We start from the raw sequence: 15,721 nt of genomic DNA, 5'->3' as shown, positions 1-15,721 counted from the left end.
CGGCGGAAGCATCCGTCATCGCCCTCCCGACCATCGGGCCGCCTGATTCGCCTGTCTTTCATCTATGCCGCCTACAGTGGGCGGCACACCGAATCCTCTGATCGAGACGCACAACCGTGATCGAAAATCTCCGCAACATCGCCATCATCGCCCACGTCGACCATGGCAAGACCACCCTGGTAGACAAGCTCCTGAAGCTGTCCGGCACCCTCGACCGCAAAGAAGCGGAAAGCGAGCGCGTGATGGACTCCAACGACCAGGAAAAAGAGCGCGGCATCACCATTCTGGCGAAGAACACTGCCATCAAGTGGAACGGCTACAACATCAACATCGTCGACACCCCCGGCCACGCCGACTTCGGTGGCGAGGTTGAGCGCGTAATGAGCATGGTCGACTCCGTACTGCTGGTGGTCGACGCCCAGGACGGCCCCATGCCGCAGACCCGTTTCGTGACCCAGAAGGCCTTCAAGGCCGGCCTGCGTCCGATCGTCGTCGTCAACAAGATCGACCGTCCGGGCGCGCGTCCTGACTGGGTAATCGACCAGATCTTCGACCTGTTCGACAACCTCGGCGCCACCGACGAGCAGCTGGACTTCCCGATCGTCTACGCCAGTGCCCTGAACGGCATCGCCGGCATGGACCACGAGAAGATGGACGACAACATGGACGCCCTGTTCCAGGCCATCATCGACCACGTACCGGCCCCGGTCGTGGACACCGAAGGCCCGTTCCAGATGCAGATCTCCCAGCTGGACTACAACAGCTTCCTCGGCGTGATCGGCATCGGCCGCATCGCCCGTGGCCGCATCAAGGCCAACACCCCGGTAGTCGCCATCAGCGACGACGGTTCCAAGCGCAACGGCCGCGTCCTGAAGATCATGGGTCACTCCGGCCTGCAGCGCGTTGAAGTCGCCGACGCCGAAGCCGGCGACATCGTCTGCGTCAGCGGCATGGAAGAGCTGTTCATCTCCGATACCCTGTGCGACCCGCAGAACGTCGAAGCCCTGCCGCCGCTGACCGTTGACCAGCCGACCGTGAGCATGACCTTCCAGGTCAACGACTCGCCGTTCGCCGGCAAGGAAGGCAAGTTCGTCACCAGCCGCAACATCAAGGACCGTCTGGAGAAGGAACTGCTGCACAACGTCGCCCTGCGCGTCGAAGCGGGCGAGTCCGCCGAGAAGTTCAAGGTCTCCGGCCGTGGCGAACTGCACCTCTCCGTACTGATCGAAACCATGCGCCGCGAAGGCTTCGAGATGGCCGTGGGCCGTCCGGAAGTGGTGATCATCGAGAAGGACGGCGAGAAGCAGGAGCCCTACGAGAACGTCACCATCGACATCGAAGAGCAGCACCAGGGCTCGGTGATGGAGCAGATGGGCCTGCGCAAGGGCGATCTGACCAACATGATCCCCGACGGCAAGGGCCGTGTTCGCCTGGAATACACCATCCCGGCGCGTGGCCTGATCGGCTTCCGTAACAACTTCCTGACCCTGACCTCGGGTACCGGCATCCTGACCTCGACCTTCAGCCACTACGGCCCGATCAAGGCCGGCGAAGTCAGCAACCGTCAGAACGGCGTACTGGTCTCCATGGCCACCGGCACCGCCCTGACCTACTCGCTGGAAACCCTGCAGAGCCGCGGCAAGCTGTTCCTCGCCCCGGGCGACGAGATCTACGAAGGCCAGCTGTCGGGCATCAACAGCCGTGACAACGACCTGGTGATCAACCCCACCAAGGGCAAGAAGCTCGACAACATGCGCGCTTCCGGCAAGGACGAAGTCATCGCCCTGGTTCCGCCGATCAAGTTCACCCTGGAACAGGCTCTGGAATTCATCGCCGACGACGAGCTGGTGGAAGTGACGCCGAAGTCCATCCGCCTGCGCAAGAAACTGCTGAACGAGAACGACCGCAAGCGCTACGAGCGCGCCAAGGTCTGATCGCCGATCAGTAACTGAAAAGCCCCCGCCGGAGCGATCCGGCGGGGGCTTCTTTTTATTGGGATGCGTCTCCGACTGTGCCGACAACTGTAGGTTGGTGTGGAGCGAAGCGAAACCCAACGTTTCGAGGCCTGGCCGAGCTTAGGGCTTCGCGCTGCCCAGGCGGTTGGATCTTCCCCCGGATTCTATCCGGGCTACCCGAGGTTCGGTTTCGTCGTTGCATACCCCACTGATTCGGAGTCTTTTCCGAGGTAATTAAGACTCGTCCTACATACTTCCCAATGGGGTAGTTGGTTTCATTTGCGGTCGCTCGCAAAGGACTGCCCGACGTGCCCCGCTACTACCTTCTCAGCTTATTCCTGGCCCTGGTCATCAGCCTCCCGGCCCTATCCCAGGAGACGTCGCCCGGTGACCGCGACCTGATCCGCGACCGCCAGGAACGCATCCTCGAAGAACAGCGCCGCCGCTTGGAGGAACTGCAACAACTGCCCGGCCAGGCGGCGCCTACCCCACGGCTGGAACAGCCGGCGGACTCGGCCTGTTTCCCGGTGCGCCATATCCGTCTCTCCGGGGCCGGGCTGATGCCGCCGGAGCGACAGCGTGAACTGCTGGCCGGCTTCGAGGGACGTTGCCTGGGCACCGGCGAGCTGAACCAGTTGCTCAAGGAGATCACCGACTTCTATCTCGACCGTGGCCATGTCACCTCCCGTGCCTACCTGCCACAGCAGGACCTCGCCGATGGCGAGCTGGAGGTGATCGTCATCGAGGGGCGGCTCGAAGGCCTGGACGGTTCCGCCATCGCCAGCGACCGGGAACTGGCGATGGTTTCGCCGGCACGCATCGGCGAGGTGCTGGACCTTCGCGAGCTGGAGCAACTGGTGGACCAGATCAACCGCCTGCCGTCGCGCCCGGCGCAGCTGGAGCTGGTGCCGGGCGCTGAAGTGGGCGGTAGCCGCGTACGTCTCCAGGGCGAACCCGACAAGCCCTGGCGGGCGGGCTTGAACCGTCACAACGACGGCCAGCGCGACACCGGCGAGCAGCAATGGGGGGTGAATTTCGACTGGGACAGCCCGCTGGGCCTCGCCGACCAGCTGAGCCTGCGCGGTGGCGGCGACCTCGCCAGCGACCGCTGGCGCCACTCGGCCAACCAGGGGTTTTCCTACAGCCTGCCCTACGGCTGGTGGAGCCTGTCCTATGCCTACAGCCAGAGTTACTACCGCACCCGCAACGACAGCTCGGGCTTCGCCTTCGTCACCGACGGCGAGAGCAAGAGCCACCAGTTCCAGGCAGAGCGTGTGCTGCACCGCGATGCCGTGAGCAAGACGGCCGCCAGCTTCGGCCTGAGCCACTTGCGCACCCGCAACTACATGGACAACAGCCTGATCGGGGTGTCCAGCCATCGTCTGAGCGAGGCCCTGCTCGGCTTCAACCATGGCCGCCGAATAGGCGCCGCCTTCGTCAACCTGGACGCCGGCTGGCACCAGGGCGTCGGTGCCCTGGATGCCCAGGGCGCGGGCCACCCCCGTGGCAGCGAGCCGGTGGCCCGCTACGACAAATACAGCCTCACCCTCAGCTTCCTGCTGCCCTTCCAGGTGCGCGGCGAAAACCTCAGCTTCGACAGCCTCGCCTACGGCCAGCGCAGCGAGGACGTGCTGTTCAGCCCGCAGCGCATCAGCCTCGGCGGGCTGAGTTCGGTGCGCGGCTTCAAGGACCAGTCGCTGTCCGGCGACAGCGGCGGTTACTGGCGTAACCAGCTGCGCTGGCGCCGGGCGATCGGTTGGGAACCGCTGCGTCCCTGGCTGCAGGAATACGGCGTGGCACTGGCCTATGACCTCGGCGTCATTCACGGCAACCGGCACAACCCTGGCCAGCACGGGCGCATGAGCGGCCACGCGCTGGAGCTGAGCGCTCGCGGCCAGCACCTCGCGGCGTCGGTCACCTTCGCCCGTTCCCTGGAGCGCCCGGCCGCCATCGAGCGCCGCGAGCACCCGCTGTATTTCCGTTTCGACCTCTTCTTCTGAGCCGGCCACGACAGGAGTCACGCCATGGATACCCGCAGCCCGCTGAACCAATGCATCGCCCTGACCCTGGCCGGCATCCTGTTCCTCGATCCGATCGTCACGGTCGCCGCCGAGCTGGCGGTGGACCGCGCCGCCGGCGGCAACACCCAGCTGGGCCAGGCCGGCAACGGCGTACCCATCGTCAATATCGCCACCCCCAACGGCAGCGGGCTGTCGCACAACAAGTTCCGTGACTACAACGTCGGGCAGCAGGGCCTGATTCTCAACAACGCCACCAACAAGACCCAGGCGACCCAACTGGGCGGCATCATCGTCGGCAACTCCAACCTCCAGGGCCGGGCGGCCAGCACCATCCTCAACGAGGTCACCGGCGGCACCCGCAGCCAGCTCAAGGGCTACACCGAAGTCGCCGGCCAGTCGGCACGGGTCATAGTTGCCAACCCCCACGGCATCACCTGCGACGGTTGCGGTTTCATCAACACCCCGCGCGCCACCCTCACCACCGGCAAGCCGGTGGTCGAGGGCGGGCGCTTGCAGCGCTTCGAGGTGGACGGCGGCGACATCGCCATCGAGGGCGCCGGCCTGAATGCCGGCAACATCGACCAGTTCGAGCTGATCACCCGCAGCGCCAGGCTCAACGCCGAACTGCATGCTCGCAACCTGACCGTAGTCACCGGCCGAAATGACGTGCAGGCCGACAGCCTGGCCGCCACACCACGCGCCGCCGATGGCAGTGCAAAACCGGAACTGGCCATCGACAGCTCCGCCCTGGGCGGCATGTATGCCGGAGCCATTCGCCTGGTGGGCACCGAGGCCGGCGTCGGCGTGAAGCTGGCCGGCGATATGGCCGCCAGCGCCGGCGATATCCATATCGACGCCAACGGCAGGCTGACCTTGGCCCAGACCTCGGCACGTGGCGACCTGCAGGTCAACGCGCAAAGCGCTGAACTGACCGGCAAGACCTACGCCGGCGGGGGTGCGAACATCACCACCCGGGAGGACCTGACCAACCGCCAGAGCCTCGCGGCTCGGGAAGGGGTTCGCTTGGACAGCGGCGGTCTGTTGAGCAACCAGGGCGTGATCGAGGCTGGGGTCAATCCGGACAACAGCCGCAATGCCGCAAGCGATCTCCAGGTCCAGGCGCGGGACCTGCGCAACAGCGGCAGCCTGGTGGCTGGCCGCAACCTCGAACTGAGCGCCAGCCAGACCCTGGACAACCGAGGCGGCACCCTGAGCGCCCAGGGCCAGGCCAAGGTGGCGGCCGCGAAGCTGGATAACCGTGGCGGTCGGGTATTGGCCAAGGGCGACCTGGAACTGGCGGCCGGTGAGCTGAACAACGGAGAGGCCGGTCTGGTGGCCAGTACCGGCAAGCTGGAAGCCAAGCTCGGCCACCTGGATAACCGTGGCGGCGAATTGTCCAGCCAGACCAGCGCCAATCTCCAGGCCGATAGCCTGGACAACCGTGGCGGCAAGCTGGGCGCGAGCCGGCAGGTACAGGTCACGGCAGGCACGCTGGACAACCGCAGCGGCCAACTCACCAGCGGCTCGACCCTCGATCTACAGGCCGGCCTTGTGGATAACCGCGACGCCGGCCGCATCGCCAGCGACGGCAAGCTGTCGGCCAGTGTCACCGCGCTGGACCAGGGCAACGGCGGCCAGCTCTACAGCAACAGCGGGCTCGGCCTGGACCTCAATGGCGGCAAGCTCGACAACCGTGGCGGGCTGCTGAACGCGCCGGGCCAGCTGCTGTTGAAGAACCTCGGCGAGGTCGACAACCGGGGTGGTGAAATCTCCAGTCGGCAGGCCTTCACCCTGGCCGCCCGCAGCCTCGACAACAGCGGCGGCAAGCTGCTCAGCGCCCAGGCCCTGACCCTGCGCATCGACCGCGCCCTGAACAACCTCAAGGGGTTGATCTCCGCTTCCGCCCTGGACGCACGCAGTACGTCCCTGAACAACGCCAGCGGGCTGCTCAGCAGCGCCGGCAACCTGCTGCTCAATGTCACCGGCGACGCCGGCAACCGTGGCGGCGAGATCTCCGCGGGCGGTGCCATCGGGCTCAGTGCCGCCAGCCTGGACAACCAGGGCGGCGATCTGTTGGGTGATGGTGGACTGGAGCTTTCCCTGGCCGGGGCCCTGAACAACCAGGGCGGTACGCTGGGGTCGGGCAAACAGCTCAACCTGCAGGCCGGCAGCCTCGACAACCGCCAGGGCAGCCTGGTGGCGGACGGCGCCCTGAATGCCAGGGTCAGCGGCCTGCTCGACAACCAGGATCGCGGCAGCCTGCTTGCCAAGGGCGGCCTGGCCGTACGGGCCGACAGGCTGGACAACCGGGGTGGCGAGCTCGGCAGCCAAGGCCGGGTCGAGCTCGCCGGCAGCCAGCTGGACAATCGCGCTGGGCTCATCTCGGCGGGTGGCCCGCTGGTGCTTGCGGTCGAGCATCTGGACAACCGCCAACAGGGTCGTATCACCAGCGCCGCCAGCCTCGACTACCAGGGGCAACGGCTGGACAACCAGGGCGGGCTCGTCACCTCGGCCGGAGCGCTTTCGCTCAAGGCCGAGGACGTGAACAACGCCCAGGGGCGCATCGCCAGCCAGCACAACCTGACCGCCACGCTTGGCCGCCTGGCGCAGCAAGGCGGCGAACTGGTCGCCCAGGGCGATCTGCAGCTTCAGGCCGCCAGCCTCGACAACCGCCAGGGCGGCCTGGTGGGCAGCACAAAAGCGCTGAAACTCGCCGTAGGGGATGTCGACAACCGCGGCGGTGAGTTGTCCAGCCAGACCAGCGTCAGCCTCACCGGTCAGCGGCTGGACAACAGCGGCGGCAAGGTGCTGGCCGGCAGCAGCCTGGCCCTTGCCGTGGCGCGGGTGATCAACCAGGCCAAGGGCCTGGTCTTCGGCCGCCAGTCGACCATCGTCAATGCCAGTCACCTGGATAACAGTGGCGGCACGCTGGCTGGTGCGACCTCGCTGGTTATCGCCCTGACGCCCAGGGACGCCGAACTGGATGGCACCCTGGTCAACCGCCAGGGCCTGCTCAGCAGCGAGGGTAGCCTCGACCTCAGCGCCGGCCATGTGGATAACCAGGGCGGCATGCTCTCCAGTGCCGCCGATCTGAACCTGACTGCTCGTGGCCAACTCGACAACCAGGGCGGCGTCATCGTCAGCGACGGTGCCCTGAAGCTGGCGAGCGCCGGCCTGGACAACAGCCTGTCGGGCTCACTCAGTGCCAAGGGCAACCTGCAACTCGACACGGGCGCCCTGGACAACAGCCAGGGCGGCAGGCTGACCGCTGCTGGCCGGCTGCAATTGATCGCAGGCCTGGTCGACAACAGTGCCAAGGGCCGCATCGCCAGCGGGCAGGCCTTGAGTGCCCGGGTCACCGGCCTGGACCAGCATGATGGCGGCGAGCTGTTCAGCAGGGCCGACCTCCAGCTCGATCTGCAACACGGCCTGCTGAACAACAGCGCCGGAGGCCTGATCAACAGCCCCGGCCAACTGCTGCTGCAGAACCTCGGGCAGGTGCAGAATCGCGGCGGCGAAATCTCCAGCCAGCAGGGCTTCACCCTGGCCGCGCAGCAGCTCGACAACAGCGGCGGCAAGCTGCTCAGCAACCAGGCCCTGGTGGTGCGTATCGCCCAGGCCCTGGACAACGCCAGGGGCGAGCTTTCCGCCAACGGGCTCGACCTGCGCGCCGGCAGCCTGGACAACCGCGAGGGCCGAATCAACAGCCTCGGCTCGTCCACTATCGCAGTGGTCGGCCACTTCGATAACCGGGGCGGCGCCCTGTCGGCCAACGGCCCGCTCGACCTCGCCGTCGCCACCCTCGACAACCGTGCAGGCGAGATCGTCGGCCGAGGCGACGTCCAGGCCCGCGTCGGCAGCCTCGACCAGCGTGGCGGGCTGCTGATCGCCCTGGGCAGCCTGGCGCTCGACGGCCAGCGTCTCGATAACAGTGCCAACGGCCTGGTCAGCGCCACCCGGGACCTGGTCCTCAAGGTCGATGAAATCGACAACCGTGGCGGCGAGATCTCCAGCCAGGAGTCCGTCCAGCTTACCGGCCAGCAACTCGACAACAGCGACCAGGGCCGACTTCTGGCCGGCACCCGCCTGGGGCTTGCCGTGGCGCAGGTGATCAACCGCACCCGGGGCCTGATCTCCGGCAATAGCGCCGTGACCCTGCGCGCTACGAGCCTGGACAACAGCGGAGGCCGCCTGCTCAGCCAGCAGGACGTGGACATCGCCCTGGAGCAGGCGCTGACCAACACCCAGGGCCTGATCAACAGCGAAGGTCGCCTCGACCTCAGCGTGGGCCAGCTGGACAACCGCAGTGGCCGCCTCTCCAGCGCCGGCGCCATGACCCTGGCCAGCCGTGGCGAACTGAACAACGACGCCGGCCAACTGCTGACCGACGGCCGCCTGGTGCTGGCCAGTGCCAGCCTGAGCAATCGCGAGGGCGTACTGTCCGCCAAGGGGGCGGCGCAGCTCACCACGGGCCGTCTCGACAACAGCCAGGGGCAACTGATCGGTGCCGACACGCTGGCCCTGCAGGCCGGCGAGTTGATCAACAATGCGGGCCGTATCGGCAGCAACCGGGCGCTCACTGCCAGCGCCAGCCGCCTGGAGCAGCGGGCCGGCCAGCTGTTCAGCGACACAGACCTCAGTCTCGACCTACAGGGCGGCGACCTCGACAACCGCCAGGGGCTGATCAACGCCCCCGGCCAGTTGCTGCTGAAAAACCTTGGCAACCTCGATAACCAGGGTGGCGAAATCTCCAGCCAGCAGGCCTTCACCCTGGCCGCCCGCAGCGTCGACAACGCCAGCGGCAAGCTGCTCAGTGCCCAGGCCCTGACCCTGCGCATCGAGCAGGCGCTGGCCAACCTCAAGGGGCTGATTGCCGGCTCCCGGCTCGATGTTCGTGCCTCCAGCCTGGCCAACGGCGGCGGCACCCTGACCAGCCGTGGCGATACCCGCGTCGACACCACCGGCGACCTCGTCAACGACGACCAGGGCCTTATCAATGCTGCCCAGCGCCTCACGCTGAACGCCGGCAACCTCGACAACCGGGGCGGCAGCCTGTTGGCCGGCACCGCCCTCGAGCTCCAGGCCCAGGCCATCGATAATCGCGACCAGGGCCTGATCAACAGCCAGGGCACGCTCGACCTGCAGGCCGGCACGCTGGACTCCAGCGACGATGGCGAAGTGTCCGCCAAGGGTTCGATGCTTCTGGGCCTCGACCGGCTCATCCAGCGCCAGGGCCGCCTGATCGGTGCCTCGGGCATCAACCTCGACCTCAAGGGCGGTGACCTGGACAACCAGGGTGGCCTGATCCTCACCCAGGGTCCGCTGAGCATTTCGCGGCTGCGCGACCTGGCCAACCAGGCCGGCGAGATCAGCAGCAGCCAGGGCTTCAGCCTGAGCCTGCGCAACCTCGACAACAGTGGTGGCCGGCTGATCAGCAGCGGCCAGTTGGGCCTCAGCGGTGTCGCGCTGAATAACCAGGGTGGCCTGCTTTCCGGCTGGCAGGGGCTGGCGGTCAGCGGCCAGAGCCTCGACAACCGCAACCTGGGCACCCTTTCCAGCCGCAGCGGCGACCTGTCCGTCACGCTCACGGGCGGGCTGCTCAACAGCGGCGAAGGCGCCATCGCCAGCCAGGGGCGCCTGGACGTCAAGGCCGCCAGCCTGGACAACAGCGGCAAGGGCATTCTCTCCAGTGGCGGCGACCAGCAACTGGATATCGCCACTGTGTTGAACAACGGTGCCGGCGGCCTGATCGACAGCGCCGCCGCACTCGACCTCAAGGCCGCCAACCTGAACAACGCCGGCGGTAGCCTGCAGGCCGAGCGAGTGCTGGACCTGCGCACCACCGACCTCGACAACGGCGGCGGCAGCATTGCCGGCAACGGCGCGATCAACCTCAATCTGCTCGGCACCTTCGGCAATGCCAACGGCCAATTGGCCAGTGCGGGCCCGCTGGTGCTGCAAGCGATCCAGATCGACAACCAGGCCGGTCAGATCGCCAGCCGAAGCCTCCTCACCTTGCTGACCGGTGGCCTGGACAACCGCAATCGCGGCACCCTCGCCGCCAATGGTGCGCTGCTGCTCACCGCCACCGGTGCGTTGCAAAACGACAACGACGGCCTGATCTACAGCCGCGATGCCGGCATCCGGATCAACGCCGCCAACCTGGGCAACGCCCAAGGCACCATCCAGGCCCAGGGCGAGCTGGACATCGATACCGGCACCTTCTCCAACCAGGGCGGCCGTATCCTCAGCCAGGCAGGCAACCTGACGATCAACGCCGGCAACCTCGACAACCGGGGCGGCACCCTCGCCAGCCTGCAAGGCTGGGTGAAGGCGCGCCTTGGCGGCTGGCTCGACAACAGCGCCACTGCCGGCACGGCTGGCGTGGTCCAGGGCCGCTCGCTGGAACTGGACGCGACCGCCATCCGCAACCAGGGCGGACACCTCTCGGCCATCGGCGGCGACGCAGTACTGCGCACCGGCGACCTCGCCAACGACCAGGGCGGCCTCTACGCCAAGGGCCTGCTCAAGATCACGGGCAACAACCTCAACAACGCCGGGCAGATCGCCGCCCAGGCGGTGGACTTCAGCCTCGCCGGTGCCCTGAACAACCAGCGCGGCATCATCGAAAGCGATACCACTCTGCTCCTGGCCGCCGCCTCGCTGGACAACCGTGGCGGACAGCTACGCGGCCTCGGTACCACGGGTCGTAGCCAGCTGACTGTGCGGGGCCTGCTGGACAATCGCGACGGCACCCTGGAAATTGCCAGCAGCGACTTCGGCCTGACGGCCGCGAGCTTCCAGAACGAAGCGGGCAGGCTGCTCCATGTCGGCAGGGGCGTCTTCGACCTCACCTTGCCCAGCGTGGTCAACGCCGGTGGCAGCATCGTCACCCGAGGTGGGCTGACGCTGAATGCCGGCAGCTGGACCAACAGCAGCATCATCCAGGCGGGCCGCCTGACGGTGAACGTCGGCGAGTTCCACCAGACCGCCAGCGGCCAACTGCTGGCCAGCGACGCATTCAGCGGCATCGGTGGCAGCTGGACCAACGACGGCCTGATCGCCAGCGACGGCCGGCTCGACCTCCGCCTCAGCGGGACCTACAGCGGTGAGGGTAGCGTCAGCAGCCTGGACGACCTGACGCTGGACGCCGCGCGGTTGTTGCTGCCCACGGCGGGGCGCATCACCGGTGGGGGCGACACCCGCATCCGCGTCGGTGGCCCGCTCGACAACCACGGCGTCATGACCTCCGCCAGCGGCCTGATCCTCGAAGCGGCGCGGCTGAACAACCATGGCACCCTGGGCAGCGCCGGAACCTTGCGCCTGGTGGCGGCGAACCTGCTCAACCAGGACGGCCTGATCTTCAGTGGCGGTGACATGGCCCTGCGGGTAGGCAGCTTCACCAACCGTTACGCGGATGTTTACAGCCTCGGCGATATCGATATCGCGGCGGATGACGCGGGCGGCCAGGCGAGCTTGCTGAGCAACCAGTCAGGCACCCTGGAAAGCGTGGGTGCCTTCAGCCTGCGTGCCGCGCTGATCGAGAACCGGCGCGACATCCTGACCTACAGCGATGGCGGCCTGTACACCGCGAAGATCGAAGAAAACTTCTGTGTGGAACCCGGTGTGGATTGCAGCGGCCGCAGCAACACCTGGTTCCGGATCACCACGCGCAGCAAGCTCGAGGTCACGGACGCCAGCGCGGCGGCGGTGATCAACGCAGGCCAGGGCCTGACCATCACGGGCGGCACCCTGCGTAACGAATCCAGCCTGATCAGTGCGGGCGGGGACATCGCGATGACCCTGGACGCCCTCGACAACAAGGGCGTGGAAGTTGGCGAAACCGAAACCAGCAGGGTCTATCGCCTCACGCGAATGGATCGCCGCTACCAGCTTGCCTATGTCGCCCAGGCGGAAGCGTTCACCGCCAGGTACTGGCTGGAAAGCCCGAACTATGACGCCGGCAATACCGCTGCGATTGCACCGGCGATCTCCTTGTTCCTTTCCGGTGAGTTCGACGGAGAAGTCCACCGCCTGGCCAGCACCACTCAGTTGAGCAGTGGGGATCAGCGCTACGCGAGCATCATCCAGGCCGGCGGCAACGTCAGCATCAGCGCGAGGGATCACATCAACAACGGTGTGGTTCGTACCCACCAGACCTACGTGAGTGGGGGCAACAAGGTGGGTGGTACGGCATCCGGCGGCACGGGCGCGATCACCGATTTCACCCTCAACGCCCAGTTGCCGCCCGACCTCGCCCAGCAACAGGTCAACCCACTCACGCTGCCGGGCTTCAGCATTCCCACCGGGCAGAACGGCCTGTTCCGTCTGAGCGGAGCCGCCGGCAGCGATGTCGACGCGAGCCAGGCAGACCAGGGCCCGCAGAGCTGGGAAATGGCCGGGGGCAGCATCGGCGCCACTCAGCGCGAGCGCGACCTGAGCGACACCCAGGCACGGCAGGTGCAGACCGCCGGCCAGGGGCCGGCGAGACTCGGCAGTGGCCAGCTGGAGCTGGGCAGTCGTGTTCGGGTGGAGGGCACCGATGCCGGCGCCATTCGCGTGGACGCAGGCGGTGCGCCGGATACCTCCCCATTGCCCAACCGGACCGGGGTGCCCGGCGATCCGACCCAGGGCGGCGCGATTGCCGAGGGGCCGGGCGGTATCACCAGCCCGCAAAGCCAGGTGGTCGATCGGGTCCAGGGCCTGCCGGCCGAGCGTGCGCCGTCCCGGTCTCACCGCTACCTGATCGAAACCAACCCGGAGCTCACCAACCTCCGCCAGTTCCTCAGCTCGGACTACCTGCTCGGCGAACTGGGCTACGACCCGGACCAGGCGCAGAAGCGCCTGGGCGATGGCCTCTACGAGCAACGCCTGGTGCGCGAGGCGATCGCCGCCCGCACCGGCCAGCGCTACCTCGAGGGCCTGACCAGCGACGAAGCGATGTTCCGCTACCTGATGGACAACGCCCTCGCCAGCAAGGAGCGGCTAGGCCTGAGTGTCGGCGTGAGCCTGTCCGCCGCCCAGGTGGCGGCGCTGACCCACGACATCGTCTGGCTCGAAGAGCACGAGGTGAACGGTGAAAAGGTACTGGTGCCGGTGCTCTACCTGGCCCAGGCCGAAGGCCGCCTGGCACCCAACGGCGCGTTGATCCAGGGCCGCGACGTAGCGCTGATCTCCGGCGGCGAGCTGGACAATCAGGGCACCCTGCGCGCCAGCAACAACCTCAGCGCCAGCGGCGGCAACCTGGTCAACAGTGGCCTGATCGAAGCCGGCAACCGCCTCGACCTGCTCGCCACCGACAGCATCCGCAACGCCCAGGGCGGCATCATCGCCGGCCGCGATGTCAGCGCCATCGCCCTCACCGGTGACATCGTCAACGAACGTTCGGTGACCACGCACCAGGCCGCCACCCAATCCGGCAGCCAGAGCGAAAGACGGGACTTCGTCGACACGGCATCTCGCATCGAAGCGGCCAACGACCTCAGCCTGTCGGCGGGACGCGACCTCGCCAACATCGGCGGGATGCTGGGCGCGGGTGGCAACGCCAGCCTCAGTGCGGGACGTGACCTGATCATCGGCTCGGCCACCGAAGCCCACAGCACGAACGTCGACGCCGGAAAGGCGCGCTGGAGTGACACCAGCATCACCCAGCACGGCAGTGACGTGCAGGTGGGTGGCAATCTGGAGATCGAAGCCGGCCGCGACCTGGCGGTGATCGCCAGCCGCGTGGGGGCAGACGGTGACCTCGACCTGGCGGCGGGGCGCGACCTCGATATCAGCTCGGCGGCCAACGAAAGCCACTACGAGTCCCACTACAAGAGCGGCGGCAAGAAGCTCGACATAGAGCAGTCCCTGGTCCGCCAGCAGGGCAGCGTGCTCGAGGCGGGCGGTGATCTCAGCGTCATCGCCGGAGGCGACCTCAGCGTTACCTCCAGCCGCCTGCAAGCCGGCGACGAAGCCTTCCTCTATGCCGGCAACGACCTCAGCCTGCTGGCGGAGCAGGACAGCGACTACAGCCTCTACGACAAACAGAAGAAGGGCTCCTTCGGCAGCAGCCAGACCCAGCGCGACGAGGTCACCGATATCCGCCATGTCGGCAGCAGCATCAGCGCTGGCGGCGATATCACCCTGGTCAGCGAGGGCGACCAGCGCTACCAGAAGGCCCGCCTGGAGAGCGGCGGTGACCTGACCCTCGACAGCGGCGGTGAAATCGCCTTTGAAGCGGTCAAGGACCTGCACCAGGAAAGCCACGAGAAGAGCAAGGGCGACCTCGCCTGGACCTCCGCCAAGGGCCAGGGCACCACCGACGAAACCCTGCGCCAGAGCGAACTCGTCGCCCAGGGCGAAATCGCCATCAAGGCGGTGGACGGCCTGAAGATCGACCTCAAGCAGATCGACCAGAAGACGGTGAGCCAAACCATCGATGCGATGGTCCAGGCCGACCCGAACCTGGCTTGGCTGAAGCAGATGGAAGAGCGCGGCGACGTCGATTGGCAGCGGGTGCAGGAAATCCACGACTCCTTCAAGTACAGCCACTCGGGGTTGGGGGTTGGGGCGGCGATTGCCATCGCAATTCTGGTGGCAGCCGCAACCTATGGTGCTGCAAGTGGCTTAGTTGGAACAGCGGCTAGCGCTACGGCCGGCTCGGGTTCTGCGATGTCGGCTGGATTAGCCACAAGTACCACCACTGCAGCAGGTATTACCACGACCACATCCGTGGCCGCTGGTTGGGGCAATGTTATGGCGGCTACCGCTCTGTCCTCGGCGGCGGGAACCGGTGCCTCAAGTTTCGTTAGTAACAAGGGTGATCTAGGAAAAACCTGGGCGGATATGACGAGTGAAGATAGTCTTAAAAGTTACGCGACTGCTGCCTTGATCGCTGGATTTGCCGTCGGTGTTACAGATGGTTGGGGGAGGGAGATTACTTCAGAGGGTAACTACAAGCTGATCGATTACGGCGAGCGCTTCAAGGCATATTCCGCTAATACAGCGCTGAAATTGGCGTTGAGTAGCGACAATAAAGAGGCTTGGTTGAGTATCGCTGCAACTGGCGCTTTGATGGAGCTTTACCAGTATTCAGTCGGGCGGGATCCAGATGCTAATTCCGGCGTAGATAGGCCGGAAGGCTCTGCGTTTGATGCTTCACCTGGCTATGTTCCGAAAATTTCGGTTGATGGCATCGCTAAGGAGGGTAAAAATATTGGTTTGAACTTGCCGCTAGATGACATTGCATGCTCAAAATTTTACTCGGTATGCCACGGTACTGCTATAAGTAATCTGCTAAATGAAGTTCCTGGGTTTAATTCCTTTGCCACGATTCATGATCAATGGATGATAAGCTTGGAGGCTGCAAAGGGAGCCGATATGTCGGTTTTTGAGAATATTGGAAGTATGCCGCCAGCCATAATAGTTAATTATGGTGCGATTTACGATAAATACCGAGCCTTGCTTGAGTCAACAAGGAGGTTAAGTGATGATGATTAAGTTGTGTTGCAGGCTTGTATTTTTTAACATTCTTCTTCTGCTTCTCGTGTCCGGATGTCTATCTTACAGTGCGTGGGAGAAAAGCAGGGACACCCTAATAGGGAGGAAATTTGATCCAGAAACCAGTCTTTCTGGTGTGGAAAGGTTGTATTACGTTAGAGGGGCAAATAGTAAGAGAGTGGTGGATTATTCGGTTCCAGAAGCCGGGGGTGTCAGATACTACATAACGTATGTTAATCCATTTTGCCAGTACTCAATATT

The 15,721-nt window shown here is 65.5% G+C and carries 3 protein-coding genes; all 3 read left to right on the top strand.

The window, feature by feature from the left end:
* Positions 1 to 116: 116 nt before the first annotated feature.
* The 3 genes from typA (at position 117) to PCA10_RS26585 (ending at position 15,460) form a co-directional block, all read left to right on the top strand.
* Positions 117 to 1,934, top strand: a complete 1,818-nt coding sequence (gene typA / locus PCA10_RS26595) for a translational GTPase TypA (protein WP_016495191.1) — start codon at positions 117 to 119, stop codon at positions 1,932 to 1,934.
* 329 nt (positions 1,935 to 2,263) lie between these two features.
* Positions 2,264 to 3,955 (top strand): ShlB/FhaC/HecB family hemolysin secretion/activation protein, encoded by a 1,692-nt coding sequence (locus PCA10_RS26590; RefSeq protein ID WP_016495190.1) that lies wholly within the window; start codon positions 2,264 to 2,266, stop codon positions 3,953 to 3,955.
* Between the two features lie 24 nt (positions 3,956 to 3,979).
* A complete protein-coding gene (locus PCA10_RS26585; protein ID WP_016495189.1) occupies positions 3,980 to 15,460 on the top strand; it encodes a two-partner secretion domain-containing protein in 11,481 nt (3,826 codons plus the stop codon).
* Positions 15,461 to 15,721: the final 261 nt, after the last annotated feature.

The organism is Pseudomonas resinovorans NBRC 106553 (assembly GCF_000412695.1).
GTDB classification, from domain to species: domain Bacteria; phylum Pseudomonadota; class Gammaproteobacteria; order Pseudomonadales; family Pseudomonadaceae; genus Metapseudomonas; species Metapseudomonas resinovorans_A.
The sequence above is the reverse complement of the archived record's forward strand: the minus strand, read 5'-3'. Positions and strand labels throughout refer to the sequence as shown.